This window comes from Nostoc sp. (genome assembly GCF_036917935.1).
Taxonomy (GTDB): domain Bacteria; phylum Cyanobacteriota; class Cyanobacteriia; order Cyanobacteriales; family Nostocaceae; genus Nostoc.
In genome coordinates this window covers 75,858-94,126 of sequence record NZ_JBALEL010000049.1, presented here as the reverse complement: position 1 = coordinate 94,126, position 18,269 = coordinate 75,858, and the positions used below count along the sequence as shown (strand labels likewise).

Annotated in this window: 16 protein-coding genes, 1 tRNA gene and 1 pseudogene; 4 read left to right on the top strand and 14 right to left on the bottom strand. The window is 44.1% G+C overall.

Annotated features, from left to right (window positions below; translation table 11 throughout):
• Nucleotides 1-254: pseudogene (locus tag V7K62_RS20745) on the top strand (hypothetical protein); the annotation flags it as partial.
• A 127-nt stretch (nt 255-381) separates the two neighbouring features.
• Here the strand turns inward: V7K62_RS20745 and V7K62_RS20740 are convergent.
• Together V7K62_RS20740 and V7K62_RS20735 are read right to left on the bottom strand one after the other, a co-directional pair.
• On the bottom strand, nt 382-2,025 hold the full coding sequence (locus V7K62_RS20740; protein WP_334867326.1) for an acetolactate synthase large subunit: 1,644 nt from the start codon (nt 2,023-2,025) through the stop codon (nt 382-384).
• A gap of 111 nt (nt 2,026-2,136) precedes the next feature.
• Nucleotides 2,137-3,504, bottom strand: coding sequence for an NAD-dependent succinate-semialdehyde dehydrogenase (locus tag V7K62_RS20735; RefSeq protein WP_334867338.1), 1,368 nt, complete (start codon nt 3,502-3,504; stop codon nt 2,137-2,139).
• A gap of 227 nt (nt 3,505-3,731) precedes the next feature.
• Here V7K62_RS20735 and V7K62_RS20730 point away from each other — a divergent pair, with 227 nt between their 5' ends.
• Complete coding sequence (locus V7K62_RS20730) at nt 3,732-4,355, top strand: Uma2 family endonuclease (RefSeq protein ID WP_334867324.1); 624 nt, start codon at nt 3,732-3,734, stop codon at nt 4,353-4,355.
• A 222-nt stretch (nt 4,356-4,577) separates the two neighbouring features.
• On the opposite strand, the gene V7K62_RS20725 is transcribed toward V7K62_RS20730, so the two are convergent.
• From V7K62_RS20725 to V7K62_RS20690, 8 genes are all read right to left on the bottom strand, one after another.
• Nucleotides 4,578-5,108 carry a hypothetical protein gene (locus V7K62_RS20725; protein WP_334867322.1) on the bottom strand — a complete coding sequence of 177 codons (531 nt, stop codon included), beginning with the start codon at nt 5,106-5,108 and terminating at the stop codon, nt 4,578-4,580.
• A gap of 155 nt (nt 5,109-5,263) precedes the next feature.
• Nucleotides 5,264-6,904: an adenylate/guanylate cyclase domain-containing protein gene (locus V7K62_RS20720; protein ID WP_334867320.1), complete on the bottom strand. Its 1,641-nt coding sequence runs from the start codon at nt 6,902-6,904 to the stop codon at nt 5,264-5,266.
• A gap of 371 nt (nt 6,905-7,275) precedes the next feature.
• A complete protein-coding gene (gene ylqF / locus V7K62_RS20715; protein ID WP_334867318.1) occupies nt 7,276-8,157 on the bottom strand; it encodes a ribosome biogenesis GTPase YlqF in 882 nt (293 codons plus the stop codon).
• 31 nt (nt 8,158-8,188) lie between these two features.
• Nucleotides 8,189-8,599, bottom strand: a complete 411-nt coding sequence (locus V7K62_RS20710; RefSeq protein ID WP_334867317.1) for a VOC family protein — start codon at nt 8,597-8,599, stop codon at nt 8,189-8,191.
• Nucleotides 8,600-8,710: 111 nt separating this feature from the next.
• A complete protein-coding gene (locus tag V7K62_RS20705) occupies nt 8,711-9,289 on the bottom strand; it encodes a Uma2 family endonuclease (protein WP_334867315.1) in 579 nt (192 codons plus the stop codon).
• A gap of 323 nt (nt 9,290-9,612) precedes the next feature.
• Nucleotides 9,613-9,685: transfer RNA gene (locus tag V7K62_RS20700), tRNA-Arg, on the bottom strand.
• 44 nt (nt 9,686-9,729) lie between these two features.
• On the bottom strand, nt 9,730-10,926 hold the full coding sequence (locus V7K62_RS20695; protein WP_334867313.1) for a murein hydrolase activator EnvC family protein: 1,197 nt from the start codon (nt 10,924-10,926) through the stop codon (nt 9,730-9,732).
• A gap of 889 nt (nt 10,927-11,815) precedes the next feature.
• Nucleotides 11,816-12,193 carry a DUF6632 domain-containing protein gene (locus tag V7K62_RS20690; RefSeq protein WP_334867311.1) on the bottom strand — a complete coding sequence of 126 codons (378 nt, stop codon included), beginning with the start codon at nt 12,191-12,193 and terminating at the stop codon, nt 11,816-11,818.
• Between the two features lie 165 nt (nt 12,194-12,358).
• On the opposite strand from V7K62_RS20690, the gene V7K62_RS20685 reads away from it, so the two are divergent.
• Together V7K62_RS20685 and V7K62_RS20680 are read left to right on the top strand one after the other, a co-directional pair.
• On the top strand, nt 12,359-12,577 hold the full coding sequence (locus tag V7K62_RS20685; protein ID WP_334867309.1) for a hypothetical protein: 219 nt from the start codon (nt 12,359-12,361) through the stop codon (nt 12,575-12,577).
• A 56-nt stretch (nt 12,578-12,633) separates the two neighbouring features.
• Entirely contained in the window at nt 12,634-13,005 is a 372-nt protein-coding gene (locus V7K62_RS20680; protein ID WP_334867336.1) for a hypothetical protein, read from the top strand.
• A 155-nt stretch (nt 13,006-13,160) separates the two neighbouring features.
• Here the strand turns inward: V7K62_RS20680 and V7K62_RS20675 are convergent, their stop codons facing one another.
• The 4 genes from V7K62_RS20675 to V7K62_RS20660 all read right to left on the bottom strand — a co-directional run bounded on the left by V7K62_RS20675 (nt 13,161) and on the right by V7K62_RS20660 (nt 18,090).
• Entirely contained in the window at nt 13,161-14,090 is a 930-nt protein-coding gene (locus V7K62_RS20675) for a cation diffusion facilitator family transporter (protein WP_334867307.1), read from the bottom strand.
• A 196-nt stretch (nt 14,091-14,286) separates the two neighbouring features.
• Nucleotides 14,287-16,500 (bottom strand): xanthine dehydrogenase family protein molybdopterin-binding subunit, encoded by a 2,214-nt coding sequence (locus V7K62_RS20670; RefSeq protein ID WP_334867305.1) that lies wholly within the window; start codon nt 16,498-16,500, stop codon nt 14,287-14,289.
• On the bottom strand, nt 16,497-17,480 hold the full coding sequence (locus tag V7K62_RS20665) for an FAD binding domain-containing protein (RefSeq protein ID WP_334867303.1): 984 nt from the start codon (nt 17,478-17,480) through the stop codon (nt 16,497-16,499). Before V7K62_RS20665 ends, V7K62_RS20670 begins: the two co-directional genes overlap by 4 nt.
• Nucleotides 17,467-18,090 (bottom strand): (2Fe-2S)-binding protein, encoded by a 624-nt coding sequence (locus tag V7K62_RS20660; protein WP_334867301.1) that lies wholly within the window; start codon nt 18,088-18,090, stop codon nt 17,467-17,469. Before V7K62_RS20660 ends, V7K62_RS20665 begins: the two co-directional genes overlap by 14 nt.
• Nucleotides 18,091-18,269: the final 179 nt, after the last annotated feature.

Sequence of the window (18,269 nt, the reverse complement as noted above, 5' to 3'; positions counted from 1 at the left end):
TCGATGAACCTCTGAGCTTTGTCGATGAACCTCTGAGCTTTGTCGATGAACCTCTGAGCTTTGTCGATGAACCTCTGAGCTTTGTCGATGAACCTTTGAGCTTTGTTGATGAACCTTTGAGCTTCGTGAATGAGTCTTTGATACTCGTGAATAAACCTTTGAGCTTCGTGGTTTTTTTTACGAACCGCAAAGGACGCCTTCGCGCAGCGTCTCGTAGAGAAGGACGCAAAGAAGGAGAAGAAACATGTCTATAAATGAAGTGAAGTAAAGCGGTGCGTTACGCCAAAGGTTAAGACACCCTACCAAAACACTAAAAAGGAGTTAGGAATAAATAACTCCTAACTCCTAACTCCTAACTCCTAACTCCTAACTCCTAACTTTTTACAACGCACAAGTCAATTCGCCGGCTTTTTGACTGAAACGGTGATTCTCGCGATAGTCTACGGGACAATCTATCACGGTAGGTACATCTTGAGCGAGGGCTTCTTTCAGAGTGGGAATCAAATCTAAAGCCGATTCAACTCGGTAGCCTTTTAAACCCATGCTTTCGGCAAATTTGACAAAATCAGGATTGCTAAAATGCACAAAAGATGAGTTTCCTTTACCAAACTGATTTTCTTGCTTCCACTCAATTAACCCATAGCCACCATCATTGAAAACTATGGTGACAAAGGGTGTACCGACACGCAAGGCTGTTTCTAATTCCTGAGAATTCATCATAAAGCCGCCATCACCTGTTACAGCAACAACTTTGCGGTTGGGATGAACGAGTTTTGCTGCTAAAGCGCCAGGAATGGCAATACCCATAGCCGCGAAGCCATTAGAAATTATGCAAGTATTGGGGCTATGGCAATGATAATGACGGGCCATCCACATTTTATGTGCGCCAACATCAGAGATGACGATATCATCTGGGCCCATCACTTGGCGTAAGTCATAAATTAACTTTTGCGGCTTAATGGGAAATCCGTCATCATGGGCATACTGTTCGTAATCAGCGCGAATCTCTGACCTTAAGCTAACAGCAAAGGGATCGGGTTTACCTTGTCGGTCTGCTAGTTTTAAAATTTCATAGAGGGAATCTGAAATATCTCCCACAACTTCGGCGTTAGGAATATAACTACTATCAATCTCTGCCGGACTTACCCCAATATGCACAATTGGAATTTCACCATTACGATTCCATTTCTTTGGGGAAAACTCAATCAAATCATAGCCGATCGCAATTACTAAATCTGTGTTATCAAAGCCACAGGTAATGTAATCTCTTTGCTGTAATCCCACTGACCACAAAGCTAGTTGATGTGTGTAGGGAATCACGCCTTTACCCATAAAAGTATTGGCAACAGGTATATTTAGCAAAGTGGCAAATTGCGTGACTGCATCACTTGCATGAGCGCGAATTGCCCCATTTCCGACTAAGATTAATGGGTTAACGGCTTGGCAAATTGCGGCTGCTGCTGCCCGAATGCTAACAAAAGATGCATAGGTTTTCTCGCTATTATCCTTACGCAAAGGTTTGCCTTCGACGGGCATAGCAGCAATATTTTCTGGCAAATCGATGTGAACTGCACCAGGTTTTTCTGATTGCGATCGCTTAAATGCTTTCCGTACTACTTCTGGTGTAATACTCGGTCGCACAATCTGCTTATTCCACTTGGTAACAGGTGCAAACATTGCCACCAAATCTAAATATTGATGTGATTCAATATGCATTCTATCTGTTCCGACTTGACCGGTAATCGCTACTAAGGGCGCACCATCGAGGTTAGCATCTGCTACCCCAGTCATCAAGTTGGTTGCCCCAGGGCCAAGAGTAGAAAGACACACTCCGGCTTTTCCGGTTAAGCGTCCGTAGACATCGGCCATGAATGCTGCACCCTGTTCATGACGAGTCGTAATAAATTTAATCGAAGAATGTTTTAACGCTTCCAAAACGTGCAGGTTTTCTTCGCCAGGGAGTCCAAAAATATATTGCACTCCTTCATTTTCTAGGCACTGCACCAATAATTCTGCTGTATTCATTTTATTTCCTAACTATTTATTTAGTCCTTCGTCATTAGTCATTTGTCCTTCGTCATTAATCATTTGTCATTTTTTTTGACCAATGACCAATGACCAATAACTAATGACTAATCATTTAACCCACACGGTTTTAACATTGACAAACTCATGTATACCCTGGATACTCAATTCTCTGCCATATCCAGAACGCTTGATGCCACCAAAGGGCAACCGAGGATCAGATTTGACCATACTGTTGATAAACACGGCACCGGCTTCGATTTCCTCAACCAAGCGATCGCTCTCTTGGTCGTTGGTTGTCCAAGCACTTGCACCTAAGCCAAAGGGTGAGTCATTAGCGAGTTTAATGGCAGCATCGATATCTGGAACCCGGAATAACAAGGCTACCGGGCCAAAGAATTCTTCTTTGGCAATTGGTGCATCAGGCGGGATATCTATGATAATCGTTGGCGGATAAAAGTTTCCAGGACGATCTGATAAAGGATGTCCACCGGTGAGGACTTTACCACCACTGCTAATGGCATTTTGCACTTGTTGATCTAAATCCTGGAGAATACCAGGTGTCGCCAGTGGGCCTAAATCGGTATCTGGTTGCATGGGATCGCCAACTTTCAGCGCCTCAAATTTTTCTAAAAGCAATTTTTCAAATTTGTCTGCGATCGCCTCTGCTAAAATAAAACGTTTCGCTGCAATACATGATTGCCCGTTATTCAACATCCGCGCTGTAGTAGCTGTGACAACTGCTGTCTCTAAGTCAGCACTTTCTAACACAATAAACGGGTCACTTCCTCCCAATTCCAAGACGGTTTTTTTAATTTGTTTGCCGGCGGCGACGGCGAGGGATATACCTGCTGGTTCGCTTCCGGTTAAGGTGGCAGCTTTTACGCGGTCATCAGCGATTAAATCAGCAACTTTAGCAGCGCCTATTAATAGAGTTTGAAACGCACCTTCAGGAAAACCTGCCCGTCGGATAATATCTTCAATTGCCAAGGCGCACTGCGGCACATTGGAAGCGTGTTTGAGTAAGCCGACATTTCCCGCCATCAATGCTGGTGCAGCAAAACGAAACACTTGCCAAAAAGGGAAATTCCACGGCATCACCGCGAGAATCGCACCCATTGGTTGATAACGTACAAAACTCTGGCTGGCATCAGTTTTTACACTGACATCAGCGAGAAAACCAGGGGCGTGTTCGGCATAGTAGCGACAGACAACGGCGCATTTTTCGACTTCGGCGATCGCAGCTTTAAATGGCTTACCCATTTCTAGAGTCATTAACGTAGCAAATTCTGCTTTGTCTTGCTCTAAAATATCAGCTGCCTTTTGAAGAGCGTGCGATCGCATCAAAAAACTAGTCTGGCGATACTGTTCAAAAGCCTGATTAGCCAAATCGAGTTTAGCGGTAATCTCTTGATCATTGAGCGCCTCAAAGGTTTTAAAAGTTTCCCCAGTGGCGGGATTAATCGTGGCGATCGCCATTACCTGACCTCCCGTTAAAAAATAGCTTGAAGTACGCTTCCCAATGTTATACATATAAATTGAGGAAGCTACTACCCAAATTCTAGTCTTTGAGCCAAGAATTAGCCGTCCAATATTACAATTTTGCAATTGTTTTTGAAATAAAATACACCAGCAAATAAGTACTAATACCGAGAAGTTAAATAAAAGTAAAGTTGCTATAATTTGCACAATTGAGGAATCAAGCCATGACTCAAGTTTTAGGTAAAGTAGTTACATTCGATGAATTTGTTGCTAAATATCCAGATAACACAGGGCAACGTTACGAACTATATGATGGAGTAGTAGTAGAGATGCCACCACCTACAGGCGACCATGAAGAGGTAATTGGATTTTTAGCCACAAAAATCACTTTAGAATATAGTCGCTTAAATCTTCGTTATTTCATCCCCAAAACAGTATTCGTCAAACCAGTTGAGAACGAATCTGCTTATTCCCCAGATGTTCTGATACTAAATCAGCCTAATTTAGTTAATGAATCTCGGTGGAAAAAAGAATCAACTGTTACTCAAGCAGCATCAATTCCTTTAATAATTGAGGTGGTAAGTACAAACTGGCGTGATGATTACCTGAAAAAATACGCTGACTATGAAGAAATGGGAATTCCTGAATACTGGATTGTTGATTATGGTGCATTGGGCGGTAGGGAATTTATTGGCAAACCCAAACAACCGACTCTTTTAATTTGCTGTTTAGAAGAAGGTGAGTATCGCGTTAGTAAATTTCGAGGAAATGACCGTATCCAGTCGCCAACTTTTCCAGAGTTAGATTTGACAGCAGAGCAAATTTTTAGTGCTGGCACAGTCAGGTAATTCGTAATTCGTAATTGCTAGTATTCCCCATTCAGCTTTAGAGGATGTTTGAAAAGTATTGGGCGAATATAATTTGCTACTACACAAACTAAGTCCACCTCCGTGGACTAATGAAAAATCAAGATTTTGTTTGTGTAGGCAAGCCAGTGCATTGGGCGGCTCCGACGACTTGAAGTCGTTTCATACACAAACGTATTTAACACTTGACGTGCTTCAACCTCTCTAAATGTAAGTTCTGTAACAATCACAATTCCAGATTTTTGGAAGACCTGTATTGCAGACGGCACACAAGAATAAATCATCTTTTACTATGTTTAATTGACGACATACAGGACAGCGACGAAAAATAAACTCAGTAGTAAAATTACCAGGATGAGGAAGTGGAATTTGTTCAAGTGCCTTTTCAACTTGAGACCACGATCCTGCCTCTGGACAATATCCGGTTGATTGGTTTGTAATTTCGACTACTTCAAAAGTCTGCTTGTTGTAGGAAAAAAATATCTCTCCAGCTGACAGTATGGATTTACCACCTGCACAAGCTATATGCTCAGAGTGTCGGTCTGCAAGACGAATATAGCCTTCAGAGTCAACTACAAAAGTTGCTGCAATCAGTCCCCGAGTGTCTGGCTTCTGCATAGTTTTATTTATCCAGTTTTTCAAATCATTTACTGATTTAATGCGGACTCCAACTGGACAATCAGCAACAGAAAGCCGGATATTATCAGTACCTATATATTCAAATAATCTTGTCATTTTCAAACCTCTGAAAACAATAATAATTAAAAATAAGCTAAAGGTAGATTCTGCATAAAATAAACTTTATCCTTGATGCTGATACCAATTTTATGTAAAGTTGCATAAAAACAATCTTTATCTAGTAATCCAAGCCGCGTAATATCCAACTTGGGTTAATAACTAATAATTGTTGGCACTTGCTGCAAATTTGTTTGATAAACCTTAACTAATCGCTCAATACCTTTGAAACGATAATCTCCCATTTCCTGAAAGTCTGAGGGTTTTGAAAGCATTTTATGAGTAGCTTCACTAATCACACACTCACTAGGGGGACAAACTGCTTCCATACGAGCCGCAAGATTAATCGTCGCGCCTAATGCCGTATAATCTACCCTTTGGGAACTACCGACATCTCCGACCACAGCTTTACCGCTATTAATCGCAATACGTAATTGAAGGGGTTCTTGCCAAAAACCATTGGCATTAAGATGTTCGAGACGAGTAAGCATTCCCTGAGCAGCAGTAACAGCGCGATCGGCGTGATCTGCTTGCGGTTCTGGAGCGCCAAAAAATGCCATAATACAATCACCAATATACTTATCTAAAGTGCCGCCGCCACCAAAGACTTCTTTTAGCATTTCTTCAAATAAATTATTTAATAGTTGAGCGATCGCAGTTGGTGTTAACCGTTCCGAAATTGCCGTAAAGCCAACTAAATCAGCAAACAAAATACTGATTTCGCTCTCGGCGGGAGCTAAACGACCACCCGGTAATCCGCCTACAGAGATCAACTGCTGTACAACTGCTGGAGAATGATAGCGTTCTAGTCGATGACGAATCATTTCTTCAGTTTTGAGTTTCTCTACCAGTAGCCAACGCTGCACACTAGAAGCCACAAGGTTTGCTAAAGCTGAAAAAAAGCTCAGTTCTTCCTCGCCTTCATTTGCCCAATGATAAGAAGAGAGATTGGCATCGGCATAGAGTACGCCCACAACTTTATTTTCGTCCCATAAAGGCACCGCCATCGCGCTGCGAATGCCTTTGACCAAAATACTCTGTTCACTAGCAAACCGTTCATCCTGATGAGTATCACCGGTTTGAATGACGACTTTTTCCTCAAATACCTTTTGACAGATACTACGACTAATCCAGCTACCATCAGAAGGGAGATGTTTTTGTTGGGAAATATTTCGAGTGGCAGCATTCACTAATTCTAATTGACCGCAACCATTGACATCAATTAATAATGCCAAGCGATCGATACTATCAAGGTAACGAAAAACGACTTGCTGCACCTGAGAAAAAATCTCTTCTATAGACGCGGCCGCACAGAGATTTTTTGCTATATCCACTAAGTCTTTGAGACGAGCAATGGTTTTGTCCTTATTATTGATGTCGCCATCTTTGCTATCAGCTGCAATCCATTGCTGTTGTAATTGCTCGACATTATGAAGGATTGTTCTTTGCTCATTATTTTCCGAAGTTCCGTGATAGTCAGGTGTGGGTTGTGAAACAAGGCTTGTGAGCAACACTACCAGGCTAACATTGCCCAGCCAAATGATATCGCCGTGATGTAACTCTTGGGGATAGTTAACAAGATATTTATTGACTTGCGTCCCGTTTTTGCTGCCCAGATCCTCAATAGTCCACACACCCTCAGCCGTTTTTACCAGGCGAGCATGGTTGCGGGACACTCCACCAAAAGGTAGGTACAAGTTACATTCTGGCAAACGACCAATTGTAAATACATTTTGGTCAACTGCGATCGTTGTCTCGGTATCTCCCTCTTGTAGGCGTAGCGTGAGTTCAGTCATGAGTGTGATAGATCCATCGAAGCTAAAGGTCAAGCAACTCTAAGGTAAGTTATACCCTACAGGTTAACTTTCACCTTTTCTTTATGACACTGTTAACTGAATTCCGACGACTGCATGTGACAGATATTACATTGAATCAGGCAGTTTTGCTAGAGTTTCAGTTCAGAGGGGGTTTGAATCCCTTTGTCAAGGGGAACCACCAACGTTTTCAATTTTGTGAGATAGCGCGGTTAGTTCAGCACTGCTTGAAACTAAATATACCTAATATTTTTACAGGCACTAACCCTCACCAGACAATCATTACTTATTCCAGAGCAACTATCCAAGTATATGTAGACAATTTGCAGAATTTTTACTCTTTAAATTTATATTTAATTGGGTGGTAATTCTAAACTCATTTCACCCAACAACCCTTTGCGAAAATCTGTTAAAAGTTGCCTTGCAGCTCGCTCTATATCACCTTTGTAACGATGCTCCGCTAATGCGTGTAAATAGGTATCTCCGGTGTCTGATGTCGAATCGAGTTGGTAGCGAGACTGTAATGGTTTTTTTGGTAATAAATCTGCGGCTACAGCTTCTAAATAGTTGAGTAAATCCACTAAGGCTGCTGCTACTAGTTGGTTATCGTAAGATGCTTCACCGATATCATCACAAATAGCTAATTTCAATGCTGCGTCTTGGTCTTCTAATCTTAGAGGGATGACACCAGGAGCATCTAGCAATTCTAAATGTTCGGAAATTCGCACCCAGCGTAGTTGGCGAGTTACCCCAGGACGGGCTGCACTTTCTACTACTCGCCGTCCCAACAGGCGGTTAATCAAAGCTGATTTACCGACATTGGGAAAACCAATCACCACAGCCCGCACTGGACGGGGTAACATGCCGCGATCGCTTCTTCTTTGATTAAGTTCTACCCCAGCGGCTTGCGCTGCCCGCGCTACTTCTGCTATACCTTTACCATGTTGAGCGTTGGTAAAATAAGGGACTTCTCCTTGACGTTTAAACCAATCGATCCACAGCGATCGCATTTGTGGCGTAATCATATCGACTCGGTTAAGTATCAAAACCCGTGCTTTACCCTCCACCCACTCCCCGATTTGGGGATGGTGAGTCGCTAAGGGTATCCGAGCGTCTCGTACCTCAAACACCACATCTACCCGCTTCAGCTGTTCTTTGAGCTTCCTTTCAGCTTTCGCAATGTGACCTGGATACCATTGAATCAGGTTTAATCTATAGTTTTGAGTTATAGCCATAGTCAATTACCAAATAAATTATTATTACTTATCAATTATCATTCACTATGGCTTGATGTAAAATCAGACGATTGCCATCAGGGTCATAAGCATAAATTTCTCTACCGTGGGAAGCGATGGAAATGTCTCCTGGTGGAGGATAGCCCAAAGTAGTTAGGTGAGCGATCGCATCTTCTAAGTTACTCACCTCTAAACACAAACTTATCTTACTTTTGGTGTAGAAATAAAGTGGCTTGTCGTTAGATATCGCTTCAAATTCCGATTCGTTTGTGTTCTTTGGTTTAAAAATACCTAATCGCATACTAACCAAATTAAACTCAGCATAGACATTTGGAATCAAAATAACTGGCTTTTGCTCCAGCAATCTAGTATAAAAATTTACTAATTCCTCCGAATTCACCGATGCTATGGTGACAAATGCGTTAGTGTACTGAAAAACCATATAAGCCTTAAGTTATTTGATTTTTTTGAGACTCTCACTTTTCTGTGGATGGTTTAAGCGAATTTGAAAACGTTCAGTGATTGTAGAAATAAAGTCAAGATAATCAGTCATCTATGCAAAAATCTGCTGTAAATTTAAAACAAAACCAGAGAGAACATCTTCACCCGATAAACTTGTGGGAGATTGTAAAACTTCCGGTGCAAGATTTAGGCGATAAACTATTACTTGTTTATCTTTAGGATTAATTAACCAACCCAGTTGTAAGCCATTTGCTAAGTATTCCTCCATTTTGGCTTTAGTATCTTCCACATCATCAGTTTCAGAAACTAATTCCCCTGCAAAATCAGGACACAAAGGGAGAAATTTATTTCTTTGTTCTGGGGTAAGAGCATCCCATCTTTCTATCCTTACCCAAGAAGCATCAGGTGAACGAGTTGCCCCATTTGGCAGTTTAAACCCAGTAGAAGAATCAAAAGCTTTTCCCAAATTATTTTGATTGCTCCAAAACCATATCTGACCTAATAAATCAAAATTACGATTTCCCGTTTCTCCCCCAGTCGGTGACATGATAATTAATTCCCCTTTAGCAGTTAACTCTAGTCGTAATTCTTTATTCACGGCTACAATTTGTGCAAATTCCTCATCAGTAAATTGCAGATTAGAAGGTAATTGTAAGGTTAAAGCAGTCATAATTAATTGCGCTCCACAAAAATCCTAGTTGCATCCAACTCATCTGCTGCTTGCTAATACGGAAGATTTAGCCTCTACCTCTACTTTAAGAATTCCCCCAACAAATGCCTTTTTGTTTTATTTTTTAAAAAAGTTTGGGGTAGGTATAGGGGTGAGAGACTGAATGAGAAAACAAAATGTATAGTGTTATATTACTCACCACATACGTACACTAGTTTTTGTATTCCAGAGTATCCGTTGCCATTCTGTCTCATCGGGTAAATTAGATTTATCCCATGAGAGAAAATGACCTTTAGATTTTGTGGTTAGTCTTGTAAAGGTAACGAGCGCGGAGGGATTTGAACCCCCGACCCACAGAACCGGAATCTGTTGCTCTATCCACTGAGCTACGCGCCCTTAATCTTCAATATTATAGCACGTCTGTGATAAAACTCGCAGCCTTAAAGATAATTAGCTGGGTCTACGGGTGTACCATTCCGGCGGACTTCAAAGTGGAGATGGGGGCCAGTTGAGAAACCTGTGGAACCGACAGCAGCGATCGCTTGTCCGCGTTCAACTGCTTGTCCTTCGGTAACATATAACTCGCTGGTATGTCCGTAGAGTGTAGTTATACCATTACCGTGATCGATAATTACCGCTCTGCCATAACCACCATACCACCCAGCAAAAATTACTGTTCCCGAATCGGCTGCCCTAATTTTACTACCATAACTAGCGGCAAAATCTAACCCGGCATGAAAGCGACGATAGCCAAGAATAGGGTGCATCCGCCAGCCGAAGGGACTGCTAGTAGAAGCATCGCTAGGATATGCCATTACACCAGTTCCGCGAATGATGATACTTGTCCGGCTGTTGGTTTTTGCTTGCGCCTCTTCAACTTCTGCTACTTTTTGTTGAATCAAGACTTCCAGATTTTTGGATTCTCTTTCTAGCTGATTTTGCGCTGCTTCTAAGGCGAGGCGATCGCTATTTAGGCGTTGAATCAATTCTGATTGTGATTGCGCCTGAGTCTGATAATCGGCTTTTTGTGCCAGCAGTTGCTCACGAATTAAGCCAATTTCGTTTTTTTGCTGTTCTACTTCCGTTCTTTGTTTATTGATTGAGTTTGCTTGGGTGTTGAGTTTTAGCAAAATTTGTTCGTCTGCCTGAAAGACTAACTTCAACTGATGACGACGGCTGAGAAAGTCGCTGATATTTTCACTTTCGAGCAAAACTGCCCATCCAACAGATGCAGGCGATCGCTGGAGATAACGCAATCGTGCTACTGTTGCTATTTGACGCTCCTGATATAAACCTTCCGCCACATCTAAATCAGCTTCTAACTGCTGGAGGCGTTGGGTAGCGAGTTGTAATCGTGATGCGCTTTCTTGAAGATAGCTATCTGTCGTTTGCAGATTTTGGTTTAAACCAGTCAGGTGTTTTTGGGCTTCTTGTTGGAGATTAGTTAAGCGATCGCGATCGTTAACCACACCCTGACGCTGCTGGTTCATTTGTTGCTGCTGTTGTCGCAAAGTATCAATAGACCCTGTAGACGTTGCGTGGGCTGGAATTAATGCCAAATAAACCCACAAAAGGCAGCAAAAGGCAATAGATAAACACCCAAAAGCAAGCTTTTTTTCTAGAAATCGCGCTCTCATAGTGCGAAGCCCAACCACAACGATACTTTCAAACACTATGAGGATTATTCCCAAAATTTGACTCACCCACTCCAACGCATTATTAAATTGTCTGCCAAGTTGTAACACAAGGATTCCAGCTATGTCAGCATTGAGCAGGTATATCAGCGGGTGAGATGTCTGAATGCACGTATATAGCGTTTCCTAATCATATTAGGTACATCTTAGTCCCCTCCCGAATAGCGCTACCGTGTACACACAAGTTCTAAAAACCTTGCGTGATTTGGCTTGACTCGTTAAGAGTCTCCGACTGGGAATGCATTCATTGAGTCTCTGACTCAATGTCTAACTGGAGGCAGCAGCCCCTAATCAGCCATTCCCATGCAGAGCATGGGAACGAGAAAACAATGAGAATCGAGCTTTTTTCGACTTGTGTGTACACACAAGTGATAGACCTCTTGCAAAAGTCCATAACACCCCACCCCCAACCCCTCCCCGCTCTTCGGGAGGGGAGCGTTTGCTTTACTCAAATGCGGGGTGGGGTTCTTTATTTTTGATTTATGCAAAGAGGTCTAAGGGTTTCAAGCTTTATAGACCCAATAAAATTGTCATTACGAGCGAAGTAATCGCATAATCCCGTAGTTTTTGCGATTGCTTGTCTGCGACACGCACTTGCGAACGTCGTTCTTCCTCTCTACCAGACGCACTCGCGTTCGCAATGACGGGCTTCCCGGAGCAATCCAACAGCCAGAGCTAGAGGACGAAACTAAGTGTGAGGTGTAATTTTAAGACTTGTGTGTACACCGTGGTTGGAAAGGGGAGGGTTAGGGAGGGGTATTTTTGTACTTCATTAACTTGCAATCTGTTTATCTCTTTAATTGTGGGAAATACACAGACATTCTACGCCCGTTCATGTACTTGACACTACTTTGCGAGGCGCTAAAAAGCCAAGGACAATTGCTACCAAAAACAATGCTGGAACATCACCAAACAAGTGTCCCTGCTCAACAGGGTCAATTACTGCATGTACCGCCATGATCAGCCCGTGGACTACACTTGACCAGACGGTGAACCAGATTAAACTGAGGTGAGCTTCTGGTTGCCTTGAAGCTAATAGCAAAAAGATACCAAGCGTTGCATAAACACCAACGATCATCTGTTCGTATTCGTGCTGACCTGGTTGCCATAACCAGCCTGATGCCCAGACCTGAGTTAGCGGATAGATAAGTAGAAAAACTATTCCAACAAGAACCAGAGCGATTCGTAAGTATCGATCGCGCCCATCCATTGCTTTAACCTCCACTATTTTCTAGTGCAGTCTTTACTAACAAAACTGCATCATTTTCTGATTGTATTCCCACTAGTGACACTTCAGCTTTAGAGTGTTAGAAATTTTAATGCTCCTCATGGTTTAAAACTGATTAAACTGTGAGTGCAAGTCGATGCATTCACAATGCAAGCCGATGCATTCACAATGCAAGCCGATGCATTCACAATGCAAGCCGATGCATTCACAATGCAAGTCGATGCATTCACAATGCAAGTCGATGCATTCACAATGCAAGTCGATGCATTCACAATGCAAGCCGATGCATTCACAATGCAAGTCGATGCATTGCAAAATCTTACCCTTTTTTTAAGCTTGTCCGATTTAAAAACTTTATCTTACTGATAGATTTTTGGTTGGAATGGGTACATTAAATGTATACTATCCTACTGCATACATCTATGACTATCCAAGATACAACACGCCGTTTGCGCCCTCAAACCATTAGTGAAGATATTGACTCATTCCACGGTTTGCAAACCGTCAGCACCTACAACACAACTCGTGCTGATGCCTCGGCTGCAAACTTACAGGAAGCTTATCAGGCAATGTTAATTTCTCAACAAACCGAAACCGAGAAACTAGCTTTATACCGTGCTGCTGCTGATGCTGCCCGATTAGCAGAGTGGGAATTTCATAATACTGTATTAGCGATGAAAGAAGTTGTGCGCGGGCAATATGGTTCAGATAGCGATCAGGCTCAAGCTGTGGGACTGAAGAAAAAATCAGACCGCAAACGTCCTTCGCGTAAAAAGACAGTTGCGATGGCGTAACCGCCGCCTGGAAGCGATCGCAAGTTAATCAACTTACTTGAAAATTGGCGATGCCGAAGGCTGGCTACGCCTACGCATTTGCAGTATTCGGCATTGCAGTTTATGAGAGATGCGATCGCGTGATTCCTGAAAGCTCAAGGGCAGCAATTAATCTCTTATTTCATATCTTGCATTTGCTGATTGCTCGGACGCTCCAACTCCAAATCGTCCCAAGAAACTGGATCTTCTACAGGTTCCAGGTGAGTTGTAACGTGGGTTGAAGGTAGCACCCGAAGAATAGCAAGCTCAATTGCCTCGCACAAATCGTGCCCTTGTTGCACTGTCCAAGATCCAGGCACAAGAACATGAAAGGAAACAAAGCCAAGGGTTCCAGCAGTGCGGGTTCGTAAGGCATGGAACTGGATGCCCTGACGTTTGTACTCGTTAAAGATGCTCTTGATTGCGTCAATTTCTTTTTTAGGCAAAGCTGCATCCAGTAACGCGCTACCGGTTTCCCGCAGCAGACGAAATCCTGTCCAAGTAATATTTACTGCTACTATCAGTGCAACAATTGGATCGAGGACGAGAGCGCCTGTTAGCTGGACGAGAATGATTCCAACTACTACACCACCCGAAGTCACCACATCAGTAAACAAGTGGTGAGCATCAGCCCTCAGTGTAATGGAACGTAACCGTCGCCCTGCCCGTAGCAAGATAAAAGCAACAACGCCGTTGATTGCAGTTGCAAAGAAGGAGAGTGCCAACCCGAATCCCAGCTGTGTTAATGGTTCTGGATGCAACAAGCGTCCCCAAGCTTCAACAGCAATACTAATAGCTGCTACTATAATCAACGCACCTTCTGCACCACTGGAGAAGTATTCGGCTTTAGAATGCCCAAAGGCGTGTTCGGCATCGGCTGGTTTATCAGCATAGGTCAATGCCCATAGAGCGACCAATGCTGCTACGAGATTTACAATTGATTCAATAGCATCTGAAAGTAAACCTACTGACCCGGTTAGCAGGTAAGCGCCAAATTTTAGGGCAATAGTGACGATTGCCGCTGCAATCGACAAGAAAGCGTAGGAGCGGGCTGTTCGACTACTCATCTCGGTCACGGACGTAATTACAGTGATTCCGAGCTAAGAGTACCAAATTTTACTTGAGTTGGTCATCAGCCCTGAGACTTCTACTGATTAGCAATACGCTTGGGTTAAGGGTTGGTGTAGATGATTGGTATTTCTAGACGCGATTTATCGCGTCTATACAACTGTATTGACACTGGTAATGTTGCGATCGCCATATCTACAGCAGTTTGTCTAAGGTAATTGGCAAATCTCGCACGCGCTTACCTGTGGCATGATAGACAGCGTTAGCGATCGCCGCAGCAGTTCCGGTAATGCCAATTTCACCAATTCCTTTGACACCAAGCGGGTTGATATGTGGATCGTGTTCATCCACAAACAACACCTCAATCTCAGGAACATCTGCATTCACTGGTACGTGATATTCAGCTAAATCGGCATTGACAACACGCCCCCGATGCGGATCTGTTATCGTGTGTTCCATTAACGCCATGCCGATGCCATAAATAATCCCACCAATCAGCTGACTGTTGGCTGTTTTAGCATTGAGGATGCGTCCAACGCCAAAAGTTCCCACCCAGCGCGTTACTCGCACTTCACCCAAATCAGGCTCAACGCGTACCTCGGCAAACTGCGCTCCAAATGAGTGCATTGAAAACTTCTTTTGTTCCTCTCCAGGCTTGGCATCTCCACGCGCTTCGATCATTTTCATTCCCTGCCGTGCCAAGATTGCCCCATAAGTTTCGGTTGCGGAGGGTTTATTTTTTAAGAAAAAGCTGCCATCTTGGGCAATCACATCCTCAGCATTTGAACTATAAAGGGGCGATTGTTGATCGGCAATTGCTAGTTGTAAAAGCTGACTGCGTGCTTGATTTCCCGCTAAATGCACGGCCGAACTGACACTGGCGGCAGTTTGCGAACCACCAGAAACGGGGGTTTTTGGCATCTTAGTATCGCCTAGTTCAAAGCGGACTTTGTTAACTGGTAAACCGAGTGCATCAGCTGCAACTTGAGTCATGACAGTATAAGTTCCCGTACCAATATCTTGGGAACCACTCTGCACAACGGCTGTACCATCTGCCATAATTTGAGCGATCGCTGATGCTGGCGAACGGTTGGTTGGATAAGTAGCTGTCGCCATCCCCCAACCAATTAAATAATTGCCGTCGCGCATTGAACGAGGCTGAGGATTGCGCTTTTGCCAGCCAAACTTTTCTGCTCCTAATTTGTAACACTCTCTCAGTGACTTGCTTGACCAGGGCAGTTTTTTACTAGGATCGACTTCAGCATAGTTACGCAGACGCAGTTCCACCGGATCGATGTTGAGCGCATAAGCCAGTTCGTCCATTGCCGATTCTAAGGCGAACGACCCAGAAGCTTCGCCTGGGGCCCGCATATAGGTTGGTGTTCCTTGATCGAGCTTAACTAGACGGTGGCTAGTTTCGATATTCGGGCAAGCGTAGAGCATCCGGGCGCTTTTACCAACAGGTTCGATAAATTCATCGAATGTTGAAGTTTGCGAAGTCCCGGCGTGTCGCAAAGCAGTCAATTTACCGTCGCGGGTTGCACCGAGAGAAACCTGTTGAATTGTCTCTGGTCGAAAGCCGACAGGCCCATACATCTGTATCCGTCCCAGAACTAATTTCACTGGGCGATTAACCTGCCGTGCTGCGATCGCCGCTAGCGGTACATGCGACCAAGACGACCCTTTGCAACCGAAGCCACCGCCCACAAAGTAAGACATAATGCGGACTTTCTCAGGCTCAATTCCTAATACCTCCGCAACTTTTTTTTGAGTCGAAAAGATTCCCTGAGTTGCGTCATACAGCAGCAGTTCATCGCCTTGCCAAACTGCTGTTGTGGCATGAGGCTCCATCGGATTGTGATTTTCGACTGGGGTGGTATAGGTTTGCTCGACGCGAACAGCCGCCGCCGCTAGTCCCTGGTTGACATTGCCATGCGCTAAATCGGGCGGCTCGTCTTTAGGGATTTTACCTTTAGGCAAGTATGCCTTAGCGAGATTGTCCCGCATATTAATAGTTGGTTTCTCTTCGTCATAGCGAACTTGTACGAGGGAAGCAGCATACATCGCTCGTTCAAAGGTATCGGCAACGACGACACCAATATGCTGACCGCTATACAGCACAATGTTATCTTGCAGGACTTGCACCTTGGGGCCGCCGCCCTTTTCTCCAGAAGCCTTCGGTGCGTTGAGGTGGGTAATTACTGCTAATACACCCGGTACTTGCTCCGCCGCCTTGGTATCGATTTGAGCAATCTTCCCTTTAGCGATCGCACTTTGAATTGTCACGCCATAAGTTATTTTTGCTACCGGAAACTCAGCTGCATAGCGGGCGCCGCCAGTTACTTTCAGATGTCCATCGACTCGATTTAACGGTTTGCCGACAACTATATTTGTATCCCCTGTATTCATGCCATCCCTCCCACCGTTGTCAGCGCCTTAACAATTGTGCGTTTAGCGAGTTCGACCTTAAAACCGTTGTATTTTTGAGGTTTAGCGCCGGCGATCGCTGCGATCGCTGCTGCTTGAAATGTTGCCTGGTTTGCGGGCTGGTTCAAAAGTGCTTTTTCCGCTTCAAAGGCACGCCAGGGCTTTGTTCCTACGCCACCAAGGGCAATGCGTGCGGAGCGAATGATCCCATTTTGAATATCTAATACTGCCGCAACCGATGTCATTGCAAAGGCATAAGAGGCGCGATCGCGGACTTTTAAATAATGCGATCGCCTCGCAAAGTTTAAAGCAGGTAAGTCAACGCCAACAATTAACTCCCCGTGTTCTAGAACTGTCTCCCTTTCTGGCGTATTACCCGGTACGAGATGAAAATCAACGAGCGGGATACTACGCTCTCCCTTGGGGCCACGTGTTTGCACAACGGCATCAAGTGCGATCATTGCCACCGCCATATCAGAGGGATGGGTGGCAATACAGCGATCGCTACCGCCAAAAATCGCATGGATGCGGTTGTAGCCCTCGATTGCCGGACAACCCGAACCGGGAACGCGCTTATTGCAGGCAAAGGCGGTGTCGCGGAAGTAGTAGCACCGGGTACGTTGCAGCAAATTTCCGCCGACTGTTGCCATATTTCGCAGTTGCGGTGATGCCCCAGACAGCAACGCCTCCGACAGCACAGGATAACGCTCCCGAATTATCGGATTATAAGCAACGTCGCTATTGCTTGCCATTGCTCCAATCCGCACGCCGTTACCCTGTACTTCTATCTTGGTTAAGGGTAGTGGGTTAATGTCAACTAACTGTTTTGGCGTTTGTACATTCAGCTTCATCAGATCGATCAGGCTGGTACCACCAGCGATGTAAGAGGCTTGGGCATCTGGAGTCACCAAAGCCACGGCATTTTCAGCTTGTCCCGCTTTTTTATAGTTAAACGGCTGCATCTTTTTTTCCCTGTAAGACATCGCGGACAGCAGCCACGATATTTGGATAAGCACCACAACGGCAGATATTCCCGCTCATCAGTTCCCGAATGTCGGCATCTGACTTAGCGTGTCCCTCGTTCACCAAACCCACCGCCGAACAAATCTGCCCTGGTGTGCAGTAGCCGCACTGAAACGCATCATGGGCAAGAAACGCTGCTTGCATCGGGTGCAGATTGTTTCCTTGCTCCAGCCCTTCAATAGTTGCGATCGCAGCGTCAGTGTGCATAATTGCAAATGTCAGGCAGGAATTAATCCGCTGCCCATCAACCAGCACCGTGCAAGCACCACACTGACCGTGATCGCAACCTTTTTTAGTCCCAATTAGTCCTATATATTCCCGAAGTGCATCAAGTAAGGTAACACGCGGTTCAATCTGCAAACTATGTGCTGTTCCGTTCACTTGCAGCGTCACCTTCATAGTTTCAGGTGTCGAAGTTGCCAAAATTGGAGTAGTTTTTTTTACTTGAGTTTGTGCTACAGTTTTCCCTACAAAATTACTGATCGTAGCCGCTACTGTACTGACGATCATCAATTGACCCAACTTGCGACGTCTGAGGACAAACTTCATTTTTTTAATCCATTCTGTTTTTGATCAGTAATAATATTCAGTAATTCTCTAGACTTAAATTTTTGATAGAAAACCATCCTTCATCCCAGAATTTTCTTTAAAATGACATTGTTAATAGAATACATTTTCATCTTCTGATGTCTCTCTATCAGAAGATTTATGCCATAAGTATCATCTAT

Bases quoted from the DNA above. Each gene is read 5' to 3' on its own strand.
- V7K62_RS20690 (WP_334867311.1), bottom strand. From the start codon at position 12,193: ATGGATGGGCGCGATCGATACTTACGAATCGCTCTGGTTCTTGTTGGA.
- V7K62_RS20740 (WP_334867326.1), bottom strand. From the start codon at position 2,025: ATGAATACAGCAGAATTATTGGTGCAGTGCCTAGAAAATGAAGGAGTG.
- V7K62_RS20730 (WP_334867324.1), top strand. From the start codon at position 3,732: ATGACTCAAGTTTTAGGTAAAGTAGTTACATTCGATGAATTTGTTGCT.
- V7K62_RS20735 (WP_334867338.1), bottom strand. From the start codon at position 3,504: ATGGCGATCGCCACGATTAATCCCGCCACTGGGGAAACTTTTAAAACC.
- V7K62_RS20675 (WP_334867307.1), bottom strand. From the start codon at position 14,090: ATGAGTAGTCGAACAGCCCGCTCCTACGCTTTCTTGTCGATTGCAGCG.
- V7K62_RS20670 (WP_334867305.1), bottom strand. From the start codon at position 16,500: ATGAATACAGGGGATACAAATATAGTTGTCGGCAAACCGTTAAATCGA.
- V7K62_RS20660 (WP_334867301.1), bottom strand. From the start codon at position 18,090: ATGAAGTTTGTCCTCAGACGTCGCAAGTTGGGTCAATTGATGATCGTC.
- V7K62_RS20685 (WP_334867309.1), top strand. From the start codon at position 12,359: ATGCAAGCCGATGCATTCACAATGCAAGCCGATGCATTCACAATGCAA.
- V7K62_RS20725 (WP_334867322.1), bottom strand. From the start codon at position 5,108: ATGACAAGATTATTTGAATATATAGGTACTGATAATATCCGGCTTTCT.
- V7K62_RS20665 (WP_334867303.1), bottom strand. From the start codon at position 17,480: ATGCAGCCGTTTAACTATAAAAAAGCGGGACAAGCTGAAAATGCCGTG.
- V7K62_RS20710 (WP_334867317.1), bottom strand. From the start codon at position 8,599: ATGGTTTTTCAGTACACTAACGCATTTGTCACCATAGCATCGGTGAAT.
- V7K62_RS20705 (WP_334867315.1), bottom strand. From the start codon at position 9,289: ATGACTGCTTTAACCTTACAATTACCTTCTAATCTGCAATTTACTGAT.
- V7K62_RS20720 (WP_334867320.1), bottom strand. From the start codon at position 6,904: ATGACTGAACTCACGCTACGCCTACAAGAGGGAGATACCGAGACAACG.
- V7K62_RS20680 (WP_334867336.1), top strand. From the start codon at position 12,634: ATGACTATCCAAGATACAACACGCCGTTTGCGCCCTCAAACCATTAGT.
- V7K62_RS20695 (WP_334867313.1), bottom strand. From the start codon at position 10,926: ATGAGAGCGCGATTTCTAGAAAAAAAGCTTGCTTTTGGGTGTTTATCT.
- ylqF (WP_334867318.1), bottom strand. From the start codon at position 8,157: ATGGCTATAACTCAAAACTATAGATTAAACCTGATTCAATGGTATCCA.